This window comes from Nitrospira marina (genome assembly GCF_059568365.1).
On record NZ_JCANTH010000001.1, the window covers coordinates 2,562,413 to 2,581,092 of the forward strand.

The 18,680-nt window shown below is 48.3% G+C and carries 17 protein-coding genes; 4 read left to right on the forward strand and 13 right to left on the reverse strand.

Going from position 1 to position 18,680, the window contains the following annotated elements:
* Window positions 1-29: 29 nt before the first annotated feature.
* The 3 genes from fabZ to bamA all read right to left on the reverse strand — a co-directional run bounded on the left by fabZ (window position 30) and on the right by bamA (window position 3,514).
* A complete protein-coding gene (gene fabZ / locus LX98_RS10690) occupies window positions 30-485 on the reverse strand; it encodes a 3-hydroxyacyl-ACP dehydratase FabZ (RefSeq protein ID WP_312640690.1) in 456 nt (151 codons plus the stop codon).
* Between the two features lie 66 nt (window positions 486-551).
* Window positions 552-1,124: an OmpH family outer membrane protein gene (locus LX98_RS10695; protein ID WP_496428885.1), complete on the reverse strand. Its 573-nt coding sequence runs from the start codon at window positions 1,122-1,124 to the stop codon at window positions 552-554.
* 53 nt (window positions 1,125-1,177) lie between these two features.
* Entirely contained in the window at window positions 1,178-3,514 is a 2,337-nt protein-coding gene (gene bamA / locus LX98_RS10700) for an outer membrane protein assembly factor BamA (protein WP_496428886.1), read from the reverse strand.
* Window positions 3,515-4,075: 561 nt separating this feature from the next.
* On the opposite strand from bamA, the gene lon reads away from it, so the two are divergent.
* The 4 genes from lon to LX98_RS10720 all read left to right on the forward strand — a co-directional run bounded on the left by lon (window position 4,076) and on the right by LX98_RS10720 (window position 9,615).
* Complete coding sequence (gene lon / locus LX98_RS10705; RefSeq protein WP_496428887.1) at window positions 4,076-6,550, forward strand: endopeptidase La; 2,475 nt, start codon at window positions 4,076-4,078, stop codon at window positions 6,548-6,550.
* Between the two features lie 10 nt (window positions 6,551-6,560).
* Entirely contained in the window at window positions 6,561-7,604 is a 1,044-nt protein-coding gene (thiL, locus tag LX98_RS10710; RefSeq protein WP_496428888.1) for a thiamine-phosphate kinase, read from the forward strand.
* A 21-nt stretch (window positions 7,605-7,625) separates the two neighbouring features.
* The gene (locus tag LX98_RS10715) at window positions 7,626-8,075 is read left to right on the forward strand and encodes a DUF2062 domain-containing protein (protein WP_496428889.1); all 450 of its coding nucleotides are present in this window, start codon (window positions 7,626-7,628) and stop codon (window positions 8,073-8,075) included.
* Window positions 8,076-8,199: 124 nt separating this feature from the next.
* Complete coding sequence (locus LX98_RS10720; protein ID WP_496428890.1) at window positions 8,200-9,615, forward strand: HD domain-containing protein; 1,416 nt, start codon at window positions 8,200-8,202, stop codon at window positions 9,613-9,615.
* Window positions 9,616-9,677: 62 nt separating this feature from the next.
* Here LX98_RS10720 and LX98_RS10725 read toward each other — a convergent pair whose 3' ends face one another.
* The 10 genes from LX98_RS10725 to LX98_RS10770 form a co-directional block, all read right to left on the reverse strand.
* Window positions 9,678-11,183: a CsgG/HfaB family protein gene (locus LX98_RS10725; RefSeq protein ID WP_496428891.1), complete on the reverse strand. Its 1,506-nt coding sequence runs from the start codon at window positions 11,181-11,183 to the stop codon at window positions 9,678-9,680.
* 172 nt (window positions 11,184-11,355) lie between these two features.
* Entirely contained in the window at window positions 11,356-11,961 is a 606-nt protein-coding gene (locus LX98_RS10730; protein WP_496428892.1) for a PilZ domain-containing protein, read from the reverse strand.
* An 83-nt stretch (window positions 11,962-12,044) separates the two neighbouring features.
* Window positions 12,045-12,293 carry a hypothetical protein gene (locus LX98_RS10735; RefSeq protein WP_496428893.1) on the reverse strand — a complete coding sequence of 83 codons (249 nt, stop codon included), beginning with the start codon at window positions 12,291-12,293 and terminating at the stop codon, window positions 12,045-12,047.
* A gap of 319 nt (window positions 12,294-12,612) precedes the next feature.
* Window positions 12,613-12,927 carry a hypothetical protein gene (locus tag LX98_RS10740; protein ID WP_496428894.1) on the reverse strand — a complete coding sequence of 105 codons (315 nt, stop codon included), beginning with the start codon at window positions 12,925-12,927 and terminating at the stop codon, window positions 12,613-12,615.
* 13 nt (window positions 12,928-12,940) lie between these two features.
* Window positions 12,941-13,333, reverse strand: coding sequence for a flagellar export chaperone FliS (fliS, locus tag LX98_RS10745; protein ID WP_496428895.1), 393 nt, complete (start codon window positions 13,331-13,333; stop codon window positions 12,941-12,943).
* A 15-nt stretch (window positions 13,334-13,348) separates the two neighbouring features.
* Window positions 13,349-14,764, reverse strand: coding sequence for a flagellar filament capping protein FliD (gene fliD / locus LX98_RS10750; RefSeq protein WP_496428896.1), 1,416 nt, complete (start codon window positions 14,762-14,764; stop codon window positions 13,349-13,351).
* A gap of 128 nt (window positions 14,765-14,892) precedes the next feature.
* Window positions 14,893-15,291, reverse strand: coding sequence for a flagellar protein FlaG (locus tag LX98_RS10755; RefSeq protein WP_496428897.1), 399 nt, complete (start codon window positions 15,289-15,291; stop codon window positions 14,893-14,895).
* Between the two features lie 67 nt (window positions 15,292-15,358).
* Window positions 15,359-16,186 carry a flagellin N-terminal helical domain-containing protein gene (locus LX98_RS10760; protein ID WP_442433861.1) on the reverse strand — a complete coding sequence of 276 codons (828 nt, stop codon included), beginning with the start codon at window positions 16,184-16,186 and terminating at the stop codon, window positions 15,359-15,361.
* A 301-nt stretch (window positions 16,187-16,487) separates the two neighbouring features.
* Window positions 16,488-17,036: a DUF8042 domain-containing protein gene (locus LX98_RS10765; RefSeq protein ID WP_496428898.1), complete on the reverse strand. Its 549-nt coding sequence runs from the start codon at window positions 17,034-17,036 to the stop codon at window positions 16,488-16,490.
* Window positions 17,017-18,672, reverse strand: coding sequence for a glycosyltransferase family 9 protein (locus tag LX98_RS10770; RefSeq protein WP_496428899.1), 1,656 nt, complete (start codon window positions 18,670-18,672; stop codon window positions 17,017-17,019). Before LX98_RS10770 ends, LX98_RS10765 begins: the two co-directional genes overlap by 20 nt.
* Between the last annotated feature and the right edge of the window lie 8 nt (window positions 18,673-18,680).

Below are 18,680 nucleotides of genomic sequence, written 5' to 3' on the forward strand. Positions count from 1 at the left end.
ACTTCGCGCAACAATCCTGTTGCCTGTAGCTAGGCCTCACTTTCTTCGACTTTGACCATGGCGGTCATTTCGGCTTCGCAGACTAAGGAGGACTCGACCAGGATTTTCCCGGCCATTTTCCAAAATGGATCCTTTCTCCGGATCACCTCGACCTCAACCCGCAATTGATCGCCGGGAACGACCGGTCGACGAAACTTGGCTTTTTCAATTCCGGTGAGAAAAACGGTGGGGCGCCCCGTCCCCATTGCCGTTTTTCTAGCCAATACTCCGCCAACTTGTGCCATCACTTCTAGAAGTAACACACCAGGCATAATGGGGTACCCGGGGAAATGCCCTTGAAAAAACTGTTCATTGGCCGTGACGTTTTTAATGCCCACAATCCGCGTCCCATCTTGGAATTCAAGGATCCGATCCACTAATAAGAAGGGATACCTGTGCGGAAGTAATGCCTGAATCTGGAGAATATCTAACTCGCTCTCAGCCATACTGACCCCTTTCTCTCAATGTAACTCTGACACCATTGGTTCTTATGACCATGAGCCACCATTTGTCTAGGGTATACGAATCTCTCCGCTCTCCCGATCCAGCGCCTGAATAACCTCAGTAGAAATATCCAGGCCGGGTTGATAAAACAACGTGCCGGAATTCACACCATATTCTAAGACCAAACCCAGGCCACGCTGACCGGCAACTTCCGTTACCACCTTTTGGACCTGGAGACGAAATTCGTTTTGCAATTCGCGTTGTTTTTCTTGGACTTCTCTGTTTAAATCGGCTACCTTTTGCTGATACCCGGCCATTTTTTCCCTGAACTGTTCTTCCTTCCGATCTCTGGCCTCCTGACTTAACACCGTACTTTGGGCCATCAATTCACTTTCCAACTTACGCAATTCCTTTTGCTCTAATTCCACAAGTGTCTGCCGATCCTTCATGAAGGCATTCAGCGCATCCGACAGCCGTTTTCCCTTGACCGTTTCAGCCAATATCCGCTGAGGATCAACGACGCCGACCGGGAGATCCGATGGATTGTTTGGCGCTATAGCCGTGCAACCCCAGACAAAACTCAGGACCAGACTTCCCAAAGTCATCCACCCTCCGATGCCCCCAACCCCTGTCTTCCTCATTATATGTTCTCTCCTCCCCCTCGCCATCCCACGTGGTCTTGGTGCAAACCTATCTAAAAGACCGATCCCACGGAAAACTCAAATACCCACTTTCTGTCATCCTTTGGGCCATCGATCGGTCGGCCATACGCCGCCCGAAGAGGACCAAATGGTGAAATCCACCTCACCTCCATACCTGCAGCCATTCGAAGATCAAAATCCAATTTATCTCCTTGTGAAAACCCTCTTCCATAATCGAAAAAAATGACTCCGTTCAACTTGGCATCTGGCAACACCGGAAAAATCAAATCATTATTAATAATGATTTGTTTATTGCCACCCTCAGGGTCGTTACTATCGGTCACCGGCCCGGCACGACCATATTTAAATCCCCGCACGGTATTGATGCCTCCCACGTAGAAAAACTCCGGAATGGGGAAATCCGAACCATTAAATCCGTCTCCGTATCCAATCCGTCCCCGAATGGAATGACGAAAATCCCAAAATGGCAAGGGGGTAAATTTCATGGCATCAAACGATGCACTATAAAAATTATTTGTCCCCCCAAGGGCATCCGTTCCAAAACTCGCGATGACACCGATTCGAGTGCCACGCCGGGGGTCTAAATAATAATCACGCGAATCCCTGAATAAAGAGGCACGGAACCCCGTCGTGGACTGCGTGCCTTCCTGGTCTTTAATGAGATCGTTGGCATCAGATTCCACATCATCAATCTTGATCTTCTCAGCCACAAGGGTAAAGGTACCCGTCAGGTATTCAGAAAAACCCCGACCAAACGTCAGATTGGCCCCTTGCTTTTTTTCAAGGTACGTCAGAAAATTGGTTCGCGAGCTGAACAAATCTGCCTGGCCGGAAGTTAAGGTATCAAAAATAGCCGGATTTCGAAAGGTAATAGTTCCCAGAGTACGCCGTCCTCCTACCTGCCCTCGAATCCTGGCTAGATACCCTCGCCCGAATAAATTTCCCTCGGTTATATCCGCAATCAATGTGAATTGATCCAATGTACTGAACCCCCCGCCAATGCTGAAGGAGCCGGTAGGTTTTTCCTTGACTTTAACCTCTAAATCGACCTCACCCGGAGCAATCTGTTTGGGAAGAATCTCCACAGTTTCAAAAAAATTCAAATTATTCAGACGTTCGAAACTTCGCTTTATTGCCGGGGAATCGATCATATCCCTTTCATCTACCCGCAATTCACGCCGGATCACATTGTCCCGCGTCTTATTATTCCCGGTAATGCGGATATCTTGAATCCTGACCATTTCCCCTTCCTCAATGGAAAAACCAATACGAGTGCTCCGAGTGGGCGGATCAGGCTCTACCGAAGGATTGGCCTCCGCAAACGCATAACCACGACTGCCATATAAATCCGTCAACCGGGTAATCTCATCACGGATTTTAGCTCGCTGAAACACTTCACCAGGTTCAATGATCAATCCTTCCCGCAATTCTGCATCAGAGAAGAGCGTATTTCCGGTATACTCGATTTGACTCACCACATAGGGCTCTCCTTCGACAATCGGGAATACCAGACTAAACCATTCTTTCTTCTCATCCAACTCCATTCGAGGCATCCCCACTTGGACATCTAAATAGCCTTTATTGAGATACACTTCTTTAATCCGTTCGACATCATTCGGCAGCTCATCACGATGAAGGATGCCGGCATCCGAAAAAATTGACCAGGGCCAGGAATATTCTCGATTGGCCATAAAGGACGTCAATTCCTTCTTCTGGATGACATTACGGCCTTCAAATACGATTGTACGAATATGGGCCTGACTCCCCTCTTCGATATAAAAGGTCAATCGTACTTGATTGTTCTCGATCATATCTGTGATAGGAATAATTTGAGCATGGTAAAAGCCCTTGTCGTGATACAACGATCGAAAATTTTCTACAGAAATCTTTACCTGTTCTTTATCCAAAAACACCTGATTTTTTACGGTATTTTTTTCGTTCAGTTTATCGTCTGACAACTCTTCATTCCCATCAAACACCACTTCGATCGTAAACGGCTTTTCCTTTACACGAAAGACCACCAGGACTCCATTGGCCCTGACCTCGGTTGAGACTTCGACTTCTTCAAAAAACCCCATCCCATATATAAGCTGAATTTGTTCCCGAATGGACTCTTGGGTAAATACATCACCTGGTTTGATGGATAATTTTCCTAAGATAGCCAGATCTTCAATATGCTGGTTTCCTTCAATTTCAATGACCTCGATATGGGACTGGGAAGATTGGGCCAACACCGGCCTCTCTAACGAAAGTGTTCCTAACACAAGAAGGCCAACAAGGAGGAAAAGGCTGACAGATGGAAGGAGAGAAATCCCGAAACGCCTCATCTTGTGCCCAAGACCCAGTGACCCAGGCAACACTAGATCCATGGGGCATCTCTAAAGCGATGGAAGAAACCAGAAGGGTGTATCACAAAAAATTTGTATGGTCAGCGGGACAGCAGAATTGCCCCTTCAATTTGGTCCCCAACGGTTAAACCTTAGAGATGCTGGTGATAATGGGGGGAAGCCAGAGAAATGAGGAGACAATCATCATGTTGGGATCAAGGTGCCAGATTATATTCTTGATAGGATTCCTTGTAAAGGCAACATCTTTAGGCATGCTCTATTCTCAGAAACATCCCAAGAGGGGAGCAAGCGTAAACCTTGACAACATTTTTCACCTTCTCCTAGTATCAAAATCAATTAAAATAATGTAGGTTTTCTAAAATAACGAGTAATGGAATTTCATTCAGAGACCCATTCCTAACCCCAGACAATCTTCGGCATTGTTGCCAGCCGGAACCATCGTAACGCTCACAATGGGTCGGAAGATATCCCTGCTCTGTCTGGTCAAGTCCCCTTTCCGATGAAGAGATTGAGAGACACACTGTTCACCATTTTGGCCAAATCTTTGATGAACCCATTCGTTCATCGTTAGAAATGAAACTGATGACTGAAGACTATCCGGAAATTCCCGCACCGTCTATTGAACAGATCCCAGAGGAATTACCCCTCCTGCCAGTACGGGACATTGTCGTCTTTCCCTATATGGTGCTCCCCCTCTTTGTTGGGCGCGATGTGTCCATTAAAGCCATTGAAGCCGCTCTCTCCTCCGATCGCTTAATCTTTTTAACCACCCAAAAAAATCAAGACGTGGAAGTGCCAGAGACCCAAGACCTTTATCAAATAGGCACGGTCGGCGTCATCATGCGCATGCTGAAACTCCCGGATGCCCGCATTAAAATACTCGTCCAAGGCCTCACAAAAGCCCGAGTTCAAGATTTTACCCAAACCAATCCATTCTTCTCCGCCCGCATCAAAACAATGCCGGAATCTCCCACAGCGCTTCCTTCCTTGGAGAAAGAGGCCACCGTTCGCTCCACCCGAGAGTCCTTGGAAAAAATTGTCGGATTAGGAAAAGTGTTGATGCCGGATGTGCTCACCGTCATTGAAAATCTTGACGATCCTGGCCGTCTGGCAGACATTATCTCCTCCAATCTTGGGCTCAACATTGAGACCACTCAGGGAGTCCTCGAAACTGACGATCCTCTTCTCCGCCTGAGGCGAGTGAATGAAATCCTGGGTAAAGAGCAGGACGTCTTGTCCATGCAACAGAAAATCCAAGCTGAAGCCAAGGGGGAAATGGATAAAACGCAACGAGAATACTTCCTTCGCGAACAACTCAAAGCGATCCAGAAAGAGTTGGGAGAACTCGATGACCGATCTGAAGAAGTGGCCGAATTTCGTCGAAAGATTCAAGAAGCCAGCATGCCGGACAAGGTTCTGAAAGAAGCGGAGAAACAACTGAAACGTCTGGAAAAGACACACCAGGATACGGCCGAGGCCGGGACGATCCGAACGTACTTGGAATGGATTGTTGAATTACCTTGGAACCGTCATTCTGAGGATAACCTCGACCTCCCCCAGGCAAACCAGGTGCTCCAGGAGGACCACTACGATCTGGAACGGGTCAAGGAACGAATTCTGGAATATCTCGCCGTGCGCAAACTCAAAGACAAAATGAAAGGACCCATCTTGTGTTTTGTGGGCCCTCCTGGAGTCGGCAAAACTTCTTTAGGTAAATCGATTGCTCGTGCCATGGGACGGGAATTCGTTCGCATGAGTCTAGGTGGAACACGAGACGAAGCCGAAATTCGAGGACATCGCCGAACCTATGTGGGGGCATTGCCAGGAAGGATTGTCCAAGGGATCAAACAGGCAGGGACCAATAACCCCGTGTTCATGCTAGATGAAGTCGATAAAATTGGAACCGATTTCCGCGGGGATCCCTCGGCTGCCTTACTGGAAGTGCTCGATCCGGAACAAAACCATGCGTTTGTCGATCACTATCTCGGAGTCCCCGTTGACCTAAGCAAAGTCATGTTCATTACGACCGCAAATTTGACGGATCCCATTCTCTCCGCACTACGGGACCGAATGGAGATCATTGAAATCCCAGGGTATTCGGAGGAAGAAAAGCTTGGCATTGCTCAACGCTACCTGATCCCGCGTCAGTTGGAGGAACACGGAATCACACAAGAGCACTTACTCCTCACCGATCCGTGCCTGGCGCGCATCATTTCTCAATATACCAAGGAGGCCGGGGTTCGCAATCTGGAGCGTGAACTGGCCAACGTCATGCGAAAAGTGGCGAAACGCATTGCCGAAGGAAAGATCAAACGCTATCAGGTCACTCCCCGAAACCTCCATCACTACCTCGGTGTTCCTAAATATGTGCCGGATCAGGAACAGGAAAAAGATGAAGTCGGTGTCTCAACTGGACTCGCATGGACAGAAACCGGTGGGGATGTCTTGTATATCGAGGCTTCGGCCATCAAGGGAAAAGGCCTCTTGACCTTAACAGGGCATCTTGGCGACGTCATGAAAGAATCTGCTCATGCCGCACTTACCTATATTCGCTCCCAGGCCAAGTCATTGGGAATCAATCCTGACATTTTCGCAAAGCAGGACATTCACGTTCACGTTCCGGCCGGGGCCATCCCCAAAGACGGACCGTCCGCAGGCATTACGATGGCGACGGCCCTTGCATCCTGTCTCAGCAATAAACCTGTCAAACGAGACTTGGCGATGACAGGGGAAGTCACGCTTCGCGGCAGAATACTGGCCATTGGCGGATTAAAAGAGAAAGTTCTAGCCGCTAAACGGGCCCATATCAAAACCATCGTTATGCCTAAAAGAAACCAGAAAGACCTCGATGACATTCCCAAACATCTACTACGAGGCCTTGAGTTTATTTATGTGGAGAATATGTCGGAAGTTCTCAAAGTCGCCCTTCGCACCAAAAACCGACACGATTTGAACTCGTCAACGACTCATGGACATAGTTCATCCGGCCGTCGAAAAAAAGTTGCGTCCCCGGTCACCCGTCGCCCTTTACGACAATCCATCACCAAGACACGCTGACTTTTTTATCATGTCCCCTTCCCGCCGCCAGGCGTCCGTGTCAACCATAGGGGAATTTCAACTTATCCGCGCCCTGACTCGAGGATTTTCCCCACCCGGTCCTCGTACCCTCATTGGCATGGGAGACGATGCAGCGGTTCTGGCCCACCCCTCATCAGCCCACCTCGTCATATCCACCGACCTCCTCGTTGAAAACATCCATTTCTCCAAAAATACCTCTTCGTTTTTTGACCTTGGCTACAAGGCAGCCGTAGCCAATCTCAGCGACATGGCCGCCATGGGGGCCATTCCCACATATATCCTGGTGGCCGTTGCCCTTCCCTCTCATGTGAAATATGGAGACTGGAAAGACCTGTATCGTGGACTTTCCGTTCCTTGCAAAGCCCATGGGGTTCAACTTGTGGGTGGTGATACTTCAGCATCACATTCCTCTTTGTTTCTGGCAATCACCATACTCGGACAGGTTAAACCCGGTCAGGCGTTAACGCGGGGTGGGGCTCAAGAAGGAGATATCATCTATGTCAGTGGATCGTTAGGGAACTCAGCTGCAGGATTGGACTATCTGACCCATCACCGTTCACGCGGAAAGATTTCAAAATTGCGACAACCCATGAAGTTTTTAGTTGGTCGCCATCTCCAGCCCACCCCTCGTATTGCATTAGGACGGATGCTGTCTTCACGCCGTTTGGCCTCGGCCGCCTTGGACCTTTCCGACGGCCTCTCAGGAGATATCAAACATTTGTGCCAACAAAGCCGTGTGGGTGCACTCATTCAGGAGGCCAGCCTTCCCATGTCACGTCATCTCATCGCATATGCGTTAAAGATGAGGATCGATCCTTTACCCTGGGCTCTCCATGGAGGAGAAGAATATGAATTACTGTTTACCGTGTCTCCCAAGAAACAACATCGCCTGGAATTGGCAGTCAAACAACTACGAATTCCTGCCACCGCCATTGGTGTCATTACCTCTCGTGGTTCGGGAGTTCAAATAGCGCATCAAGACGGCAGAACTCAAAAATTGGTATCTCAAAGTTATGTGCATTTTTCGAAGTAAGAGAATGCTAGGAACCTGTCCATGGTAACGCTTGAGTCTGTCCGCCAACAATTGACGCAGGTCTTACATCTTCGGGAAACTCCTCACCGAACAGCCTTGGCATTTGCTCTGGGTGTGTTTATCGCCTTCGCACCACATTATTTGTTCCACACCGCCAGCGTGGTATTCTGCGCCTGGGCCTTCCGGCTGAATTTTTTAGCGCTCTTTCTGGGATCATTGATCAACAATCCCTGGACACTTATTCCAATCCTAGCTGCCAGTCTCTATACCGGAATGCTGTTGATAGGCGCATCCTCCTCAGTCACGATAGAGTGGGATCAGATGAGGGTGGACAATATATTTGACATGCTTTCCCCCTACCTCATTCCTTTTCTCGTTGGAGCCTGCGCCCTGGCGATTGTCGGATCGTTGATCGCCTACCCGGTCATGCGATGGGTCATCACCCGATACCGGGGGCTCAAGAATTCCTAGAAAAAAAACAAACATGTCACCTCAACAAACCCTAACCGTGAATACGTTTTATGCCATGCATTTTCCGACTACCCGGCACACTCCAACAGGGGATAGCGTGAGTTCAGGAACAGACGCTTAGCCCATGCCCGTGTCCGAACCACTCTCATCCCCGTTTGATGGCGTCTCGCTTCTAGCCGACCCTATTCACGGCTATATTTCCATCACCGTTCCCTATCAAGAACCTCATCCTACAGAACAGACCGAAAAGGATTTGATTGATTCTCCCTGGGTTCAACGTCTTCGGTATATTCTTCAACTTCAGAGTGCGCATTGGGTCTATCCAGGCGCCGAGCACACCCGCTTCCAGCATTCCCTTGGGACCATGCATCTGGCAGGTCGATTTATGGCTCGCCTTTACCCGTCACTTTGCCAAACCGTCTCCGAGGTACCTTCGTGTCATTTTCTAGAAGAATTTATTCGTATAACGGCCCTGCTCCATGATATCGGACATGGGCCGTTCTGCCATTTTTTTGACCATCATTTTCTGCATCAATTTAACCTAACGCATGAAGTGGTCGGTCAACACATTATTCGTGACCATTTGGGGCCAATTATCAAAAAGATCTGTCGGAGTCCGTCCGGGCCATTTGCTCCAGGAGAGCAATTGGATCCCGAACATATCGCCTTCCTTATTCTTAAGGATCCTCATAAACCGACAAAGCATCTCCCACCATGGGTTGTCGCCTTACAACCCCTTCTTGGCGGAATTTATACCCCGGACAATTGCGACTACGTCCTCAGAGATTCCTACATGTGCGGAGTAGCCATTGGCCCTGTAGATATAGAACGACTCCTTCATTACACCTTCTTTTCCTCACAGGGACTCACGATCCACCAATCAGGACTACCGGCATTACAAATGTTTTTACACGCCAGGCTTTACCTCTACGCTAATGTCTACTACCATCGCACCACACGGGCGATCGACATACATCTACAGGAAATTTTTCAACCCACCATGGAGATCCTGTGCAAACAAAACCCTCTTCAATCCTTACCTCATTATCTACATTTAACCGATTGGCACGTCATCGAAACGGTGCGTTCATGGAAGCACGCTCGTTCCATACACAAACGACAACTGGGGATGGAGTGGAGTCAAATTATCGGAAGACACGTGAAGTGGAAAACGGCATTCAGCACTCTGCTCCCCATCATTCAGCCGGCATCATCATCTTTTCAACCTCAGGTCTTTCTGAGCCGGATGCGTCGATTGTTACCTACTCAATATCGTCAACAAGATATTCGGGTAGATTTTGCTCATAAGGACCCTCGCCCCATTAATTTGCTCAACATGGGAAACTTTCAAATATTTGTCTGGAACCCGGCCAAAGGCACGGTCGAAAAAGACAGCCTTCAAAAATACCTTCAGTATCTTCCAGCCCGAATGATCACTCTGCGAGTATTCAGCCAGGATCATTCCATCGATAAGATCCTAGCCAAAGCTGCCGAGGAAACCCTACGACGGCACTGGCCAACTTTAATTCAACCGGTTTAAGTGCCTATAACAGGGACAGTTCCCCCACATATACATCCATTGAGAGAAAATCGCGGGCCAGGTTAGTGAGAGCGACTGCCAAGATGGAGGGCGGAAATGTCTTTCACCAGGGTGAGTTGTAAGCGAAATGTTTTACCTGGATCGGGGAGAAGGGGGACAACCTGACCGGAATCCTGACACTTCAGGCAAGCCCCCAATAACTTTATTTGAAGATCTTGTAAGCTTTCAAGAAAAAAGGGATCCTCAGGCCAATGTTGAAACTGGATGTCACGAATTTTCCCTTCTTGCACATGAACGACACCCACTGCCGTCCGTTTATTACCTGGAAGATACCCTCGCATTGGCAGCCCTTCCGTTATCGCAGGAGCCCAATTGGATTTGATTAGAGTTTCTAACCCCTGAAGAAGAATGTTTTGGGTATCAACCAGTGGCGAAATCTGGGTGTTCTCTGCTTTGAACTCTCCGATGGGCTCCAGCACAACAAGAACGTGCTCGTCCGGCACGGGAACCACCACGCTATCAAATGTCACATGCTGCCTTTCCCGCTCAACCCAATTAACCGGGAATTTGACGAGCCCGGTGACAAACGGTTTCGGCCACATAGGTATGGATACTCCTTGAGTCCCTCGCATTGAATATTTGTGTTCGGTCCGCCACCCCCAATCGGAATAAATCGCCAGCACATCCTGTTTTTCATTAAGAGCACGGATAAATACGCGCCGGGGCTTTTGAAAATATTCCATAAATAATGACCGGGCTCCTGAACCCTCATCTAGCGTTGTTCTAAATCCATCAGAATCTACATTCCCCCCCGAATCGGTTCCTGACTTTTGCGCTTGGTCGAATATATTGGTAATCCGGTGTGGAGAAAAAAACAATGAAAGAGGAATAGCCATGACCGGCACAGACCTTGTGGGAGCAATCGAAAAGTGCCATACCTGATACAGGGGCTGCCCCAATTCAATAACATATCCCTCATCCCAAATCGTTTCTGCTAACCGATACGCTTCCCTGCGCTGATACGTGAGCTTTTCCAATGATAGAAATGCATCAATATGAGACATCATAGATGAAGAATTTGGTTCGGAGGAAATCACCTGCCCCCCTTTCGTGTCAACTCCAGAATCCCCCCTGAAGTGCGGCTTCGGGTCTTCCGAACTTTTATCAACCATTAATCCGTTAACGCCATCAAGAGAAGGGTCAAACACACCAATGAGGTGAGTCACAAGGTCTTGCTCCAAACCAGGAATATCCGACTCTACCCCCTGAGCGTTGATTGAGTCCACGACTACCCCTGTCTCTACGTCGACAATCTGCAGATCCACGGAGAGCGTGTTCTCCTGCAAGTAAATTCTCCCTTGAATGAGATACCGTACTCCTTTTAATCGTCCAAGACCGACAGGATTCTCACTTGAAGAAAATCCTCTTTGTTGAAGCCATTGCTCCCGTAAGACCGAACCCAGTGCATCTCGCGATACCACCTCAAGTTGGGGCCATCGTGCCAAATCACTGACAAGCATTTCCTGAAGTCCGCGGCCCAGCCAGTTTAGGTGGGAATATCGGCTCATATTTTCCAAAGGAAGGATTGCCACGCTATGCGGTCGATTGAGAACACGCGGGTGTACAGAGGGAATGGTGGACGAAGACGATGAAGTCGGAGAAACGGGAACCTCAAGTGGCCTCTGACATCCTGACATTAGCACGAGACAGGACACCAGACACCAGAAAATTACTGGAGCCCTAATCAAGGATGGAATCGACAGGTTGCTTGAGGCGAAGCCGTTGCATGGTGGCTTGAGACCGAAGTGTGTGTCGAATAATCGCTTCGCGATCATCAGAAGAAATTTTGGTGAACTCCACCGCGATCTCAAATCCTTGTTCCTTGCCTTTTGGTTTAGCATCTACCCTAACAATTTTCCCAACGGCCTGAATCGGGATAAATGGGCGCAAAATGAGGCGTAGAACGAGAAAAGAATCAAGGGGATATGAGTCCTCAGAATAAAATTTAATTCCGGAACCACATAGGCTCACTTTCGTTAATTCTGGAATTGCCCCCTTAAAATTTTTGTCTTTTCCCAATGTCCGGAGAATGGATGTCAACATCCAGTCAATACGCGTGACCATCTGTAAGAGTAAAGGATCACGGATGGTAAGGTCCTTCTCATCCACCATCGCTTTCACTAAATCCGGGGAGACCGCTAGCTCATCCCATTGCCACTGGCTGAATTCTGCCCCATCAAGATCAATCATTTCATAAGAAAAGGCTAGAGGAATCTCAACCCAAAGACACACAGGCACATCCACACGGCAATCTTGACGTCGATCCTCAGAAGCCACGATATCCATAAGCCACCTTTATAATCGCCCTGTCATCACACATAATCAATAGGAATAGCAACACTAAGAAGTCTTAAAACACAGCTTTCATATTAGGGATTCCCCGCGGCGTGAAGGCTGCGAATCTCCAAAAGAATATCCCTGGCTTGTTCGGCAGCGCCATGAATTTTTTCCAATTGTCGCTTCAGCTGTTCATCTTCGCACCGACGTAACGCTAACTGGGAAAACACCACAATAGGCAGTAATTTATTGGAGAGCGAATGTAATAATTTCCTGTTTTGTCCAGAATGGTCCGTCAATACTGACAAAGGGTTCGCAGATGATGCCGATTGTTGTGTCATTCTGTCGTCCCTTTAAATAGAGAGCTGAACAATCAGCCGTGGCATCCCCTAAAAATGGATATCTCATCCTTATGGGATGCAATCTCGCAATTGTCATACCTGGACAGCCTGTCTTTCTTTTCGGCCGTTTTTCCAGAAAAATGTAGGGCAGAAGAAAACATGGGGAAATTTTTCTTTATCGATTAGGAGTACCTTGACTCTCTTCGTCAAAATCGTGACGGGGAAATCCCGTCATCTCAGGAAAAAACTGGAAGTTTGATCTTGGGCGGGATTCCCATGGTGCAACGCATGAAAAATTTTTCAACATTCCCCTCCACAGTCAGATGGTCAGAAGATGTCGAGCCGGAATTGTGGGGTCTTCTCCCCACTGTCGTTTAAGAACCCCTAACTTCCGGCGTTGATCCTGAATATCATTCAGTTGTTGGTTGATTGCCCCTTGCACTTCTTTAATTCTGGCAATGAGCCATTGATCCGATTTCATGAGGGATTGGATGGTATCTAAAGAGAGGGATTGTTGTGGTCCTTGGGACAGGCGCTGATCATAGAGCACAATGACCTGATCCCATTGACCAATTCGAGCAGCCTCTAAGGCACTTTGAGTAAGCTGCTCTACCAGACTACTAACTTCAGACATAGTACCCCCGTGTTTATATCCCAACGGCCTTGGGCTTGGATCCTTGAACGGCCAAATCCACCCAGGCCTCTCGTAAAAGGGTTAGGCAACGGATAGGGCCTTCTAAGCGACGCGGTTCGTTTTTCAGGTTGGCTTGAGTCAATTCAAATTGAATGTATTCATACATACGGCGTAGATCTTTTGCGATCCCCCCGCCTTCTTCCATATTGAGGGAGGCCGACAATTCCCCGATCACTCGAAGGGCACGATCGAGAAATCTGGCCTTATCCTGATAATTCAAGGTGGACATTCCCTCTTGTGCGAGTTTCATAGAAGAAATGGCCCCATCATATAGCAACACAATCACTTGAACGTTAGACGCAGTTTGGATTTGCGTGTTTGCATAAGCCTGAGCACCAACCATCATACGATCATCCTCTCTTTAGCCATTAGTCGACGGGAATGCGTTCTGCAACTGTGTTAATTGACTTTGCAATGAGGCCAACAATCCATCTAAATTGGCAAACTTTAAACGTTGTTGTTCCTCAAAACGGGCCAAGGCTTCTTCCTTTAAAGAAATTTGATTCGTAAAATCATTCACTTGTTTGGTTAAGGCATTTTGGCGACGAGTGAGAGAGCCCGTTTCGATATCATCTAATCCATCAATGGCATTCACCGCCAAATCGGCAATTCCACTGGTACCGGTGGTGACATTTTTGACAAACAGATCACGCACGGCGGAAAAGTTTGTACTCAAGGCCGAATCTAATGTTGTTTCGTTCAGCTTAATCGTCCCATCGGCAGTTTGGGTCTCAAACCCAATTTGGGAAGCGCCTGAATATGTCGTCAACCCGTTGATTTGGGAAAAAACGGATTCCCTGACCCGATCAAGAACGGTTCGAGCTAAACTTTCTCCAACAAAGATCCCTCGCTCTTTGGTTTCGGTATTATAAAAGGTTCGCTCATTGACAAATGTTACGATCTCATTGTACCCACTCACGAAATCTGAGATCGCTTCTTTGACAGCTCCATTATCCTGACTCACCGAAATCGTGACAGGATTCGTGGCATCCACCGCTTGAAGATTGATGGTGAGGCCTGCGACGACATCGGTGAGTGTATTGGTCGAACGGTTGATCGTAATGGCCGTGGTCCCGGCTCCGGCATCCGTTACCCCCAAGACAACTTCGGAATCCTGAGCGGCTTGAAATGTATCCACTCCCGTCGTCGCCGTATCCAATGTTGTATCGTCGGCCACAATTGTGATGGCCTGGTCAAGCCCAGTCTCATTCGCTGACAACACAAGACGAAATTGGGGCGAAGCTTCACTCCCGGTATTCAAAATTGAAGCACTGACTCCGGCTCCCAGATCATTGATCGCGGCTCGTAAATCATCCAGAGTCCCCGTGGCATCTAAATTTACCGTTTGAATCGAGCCAGTACCCACTTTAAATTGAAATGTCCCGGATCCGCCACCGACAATATCCGCATCAGTTTGGGAAACTGCCGTGGAAGTTTTGGAAATTATTTGATGTGCGGAGGCCAACTGATTCACAGTTACCTGATAGGTGCCTGGGGCCGCAGATGAAGAAACAGTTGCCGATAAAGGGGTTTGGGCACTAGGTGAGGCCACATTAACTTGGTTTTTATTAAAACTGACTCGATTGCGCAGACTGCTCGCCAAACCTTGAAAGCTGAGTAATTTAGCCCCTAACAAACCCAATTCGGTTTGTTTTTTTTGGGCCTGAAGCTTTTTCTGGGTCAGGGCATCAATGGGAAGGCGTTCTGCTTGAACTAGCGCATCGACAACCGGTCCAAAATCAACGCCATTCCCAAGCCCACCAAAACTAATAGCCATCCGATATTCCTTTCGTCATTCTCTAAAACATGACGAAACGCTTAACGGTCTTCCATTGTTTCACGAGAACTCGTTCTCTCAGGGGCAGGGTCTCTGGGCTCACGAACTGCAAGTGAATTAAACGTAGACTAAATGTTCTCTTCTACAAACAGGCCTGACTGTCCGGAAAATAATCGCGCAAGATCTACCATCTGTTCTGAAGGTATTTGTCGGATAAGGTCACCTGATTCTTTATCCACGACTCGAAAAATCACCTGATTAATATCCTTTTCCAAAGAGATCTCAATCCGGGGATCAACCTGCCTCACCCTTTCTTGAAGGCGAGCCACCGTTGCTTGGACTTGCTCCGCCGTCAATGTTTCATTGGCCGTTGAATCCTTAGTAATTTCTGAGGCATAAACTGGCTGTTTTGTCTCTGATTTGCGATGAGTATCCCCCGTGATGGCCTTCTGTCCATCCCGTACGCGAATCTCATTTCCAATTGAGATATTTATGAAAAAGGTGCTGTCAGAAAGTGTTGAAATCATAATGGGTTAACCCCAACTTTCTTAAAGGAGAAACCGAGGCTAAGCCCCGGTTTCTCCTTATGACGGATTACTGCAGCAAGGCGAGGGCTTGCTGAGGCAACGTATTGGCTTGAGCCAATATTGAGGTTCCTGCCTGAACCAATATCTGGTTCCTGACGAACTTGGCCGACTCAAAGGCAATATCAGCATCACGAATCCGTGATTCAGCAGCGGTGATATTCTCACCGGCCACTTGCAGATTGCCGACAGCAGCATCAATCCTGTTTTGCAAGGACCCGATATTTGCACGAGCAGACGCCACGGCACTAATGGCGCTATCGATGTTGGACAATGCGTCTAATGCATTGCCGGAAGTCGACACATTGGTCGAGGCGAGGTTTAAGGTATTCGTGTTCAAATCATTGAGTGACAGAGAAAGCGTATCATTCGCTGAACTCCGGAAACCAATTTGGATACTCAAGGAGTCATTATCGGTTCCACTTAACAATTTCACTCCGTTAAACTCTGTCACAGATGAGATTCGATCGATTTCAGAGCGAAGGGCCACAAATTCCTGATCAAGGAAGGATCGTTCATTCGAACCAAGGATTCCACTGGCTGATTGCTCGGCTAGTTCCCGAAGGCGGCCTAACAGATTGCCGATGCCTTCCGCACCACCGTCAGCAATTTGCAGTAAACTTATACCGTCGTTGGAATTTCTGACCGCTTGATTAATACTACGAATCTGAGCACGCAAAGTTTCGGAAATTCCTAAACCTGCGGCATCATCTGCAGCTCGGGTAATTCGTAGACCCGAAGAAAGACGGGCGACGGACCCTTCCAATTGAGAACTGGACACGCCCAAATTCCGTTGAGCGTTGAGTGATGCGATGTTGTTGTTAACGACAAGTGCCATACTTTCCTCCTTGATGGCTGCACCTCAAAGGATCCGTCCCTTGAGGAAGACAATAAATGAGTTGAGCCGATTGGCCTCCTCGAAATGTGTGAAATGAACCAATTTCTACTTCCACCGGTATGTATCGACCATCAAGAGGAAAACTTGAGGGGATGCTAGCCAATCACTTGTCTTCTACCAGCACCCCATTGAGAATCCACGCAGTGACCTGACCGAGTAAACAGAGATAACTTCATTCCACATCCTCCAGTGGTAACTCCGTAGGAAGCTACAGGAAATGGAAGGAGAGAGAAAGCTTGCGTTACAGGAGAGGGGTAATATTTCGGGAAAGACGAGGAATCACTTCATACTCCAACATGTCTGCAATTCGAACCCCATCTTCGTTTTCTCGAGCATTCAGTAATTCCTTGATCCAGAACGTTAGGTCATGGGTGACCTCGGGCTTTTTTAGCCCCATAGATTCATGAACCTGTAGCCATTCAAGGTAATCGGCTATTTGGCCGAACCATTGGTCTAACTGGTGATATCTCCCATCCCCTTGTCGGAAAGCATCAACAAACTTCTGTCCTTGATCGCGTAGCTGTGCTCCGAATTTTTGGCCCGTTTTTTCAGAATATTGCACGATGGTTTCCACATGTTTGCTCACGGCTGCTATCGATCCAAACGAGCTTGCCACTTTGGCCAGGGTGGGGGGCACTAACTCCCGATCCGTCATCTTCCGATTACCGACTATTAATTCCGTCACCAAACATCCTTTGGCTTGAGCGCGGTCGCTCAAATTTGCCAGAACCTCCCCTAGTTGGACACGATCACCCACTTCCCAGATTTCTTCATCCAATTGTACGTGCATACAGAACCCCCCTTGGATCATGAGAAAACATTCCTTCCAACCGCCTATAATTTTCTTCCCCGCGAGTGCGAAATACATGATACGCTCGAGCATGTTCCTCGGCCATTCCGGTAAGGGTCAAGGACTCCAAGCTAAAGGTATCTCGAAAAAAGGCCATCGCCAAAGGGCCAAAGGCCAATGACGGTCTGGCGATCTGTTGCATCGTGAGTGTGTCAACTTTTAATTGGTACTGGCCCGCCTTTAATCTATTAACCGGGATAGGCCTTTGACGACACATATCCACTACGGTGTCGGCTTGAATACACAACTGATCGAGCTGGGGAGCCAGACGACGCCATACCTGCTCGCAGTCTGAAAAGTCCGGTGGAGACGTTGGGGAAAAAGGGACCAGGCTAGGGGTACCGGTAAAGGATTCATACCAGTATTGCCGCCAATACTCCGCATACCAGGAGACGCGTGGCTCTTCCGTTCCCGCTCTTATCATGAATGTCCCTAACTGGTCTTCATTAACTCCGCCTTCATATACTCGTATCTTGGACGAAAACGAGGGAAAGGGACGATTACCCAAGAGATGTAAGCAGAGCTCGGCCACCTCATGAGGAATGATCTGGTCTTTGCAGGCATGGTGGGGGCAGACCTTATCGAATCCGCATGGGCCGCAAATGATCTCGGGTTGAACCACCCAATGCCCTGGTCCAAACGGTCCGGTTTCCCAAAAATTCACATGCCCCACCGACACGTTCAGAACCGGCGTATTCACTCCTACGGCCATGTGCATGGGCCCCGTGTCGTTGGTCACCATCAAGACACAATGTTCAAGCAAGGCCACCAGTTGTGGCACAGTGGTTTGGCCAACGGCTTCACAGATGTTTCCCAATCCTCCCGCCTGCCGGTAATAACGAATGGCCTCCTGAACATCCGCTGCTTCTTTCTTCGTCCCAATTAACACAAATCCGACTGGCCGTTTTTGGCTGAGGTAAGCCATCATTTGTCCAAAGTATTCCGGTCGCCAGGCTTTCATCGGATCACTGGCGCCGACTTGAATACCAATCCACTCATCGGCCGTCCCTGCTTGTCTCACATAGGTCCGTGCCCATTCTTTCATGTGCTGGGGCACAGATAAGCGAAGAGGAGAAAACGAACCCGGCCCGCTCCCACCAAGCGAAAAAAGATCCACGATATTAAATCGATTCAATGGTCGATACACATGGAAATCCACGAAATATTTCATCCAAGGATTTTTCACCACGAAACTCCCATCCTGGGTCGTGGTCATTCCTCGCTCATCTGCACACCCGAAATATTTCACCAGAAACGCACTGCGCCGATTAAAGGTCAGGTTCACGACACGGTCGTATCCCACCTGAAGTAACGGTTGAACCCAACCGGCAAGTTCCCGGTAGAGGGTGACCACGTCTCGCGCTCGCACCCGGCTTTCATCCATCAGCAGCTGAAAGTCAAACATCAACACCTGTCGAATGCCAGGAATTAGGCTGGCGACATGGGCAAACTCTTTATCAACAATCAGATCAATGGCCACACCCGGCCATTCTTCTTCTAACCGTGAAAGAAGGGGAACCATCTGAATTAAATCACCCATCCGGGTAATATTAATAATGAGGACTTGTTTATTCATCAAAAATT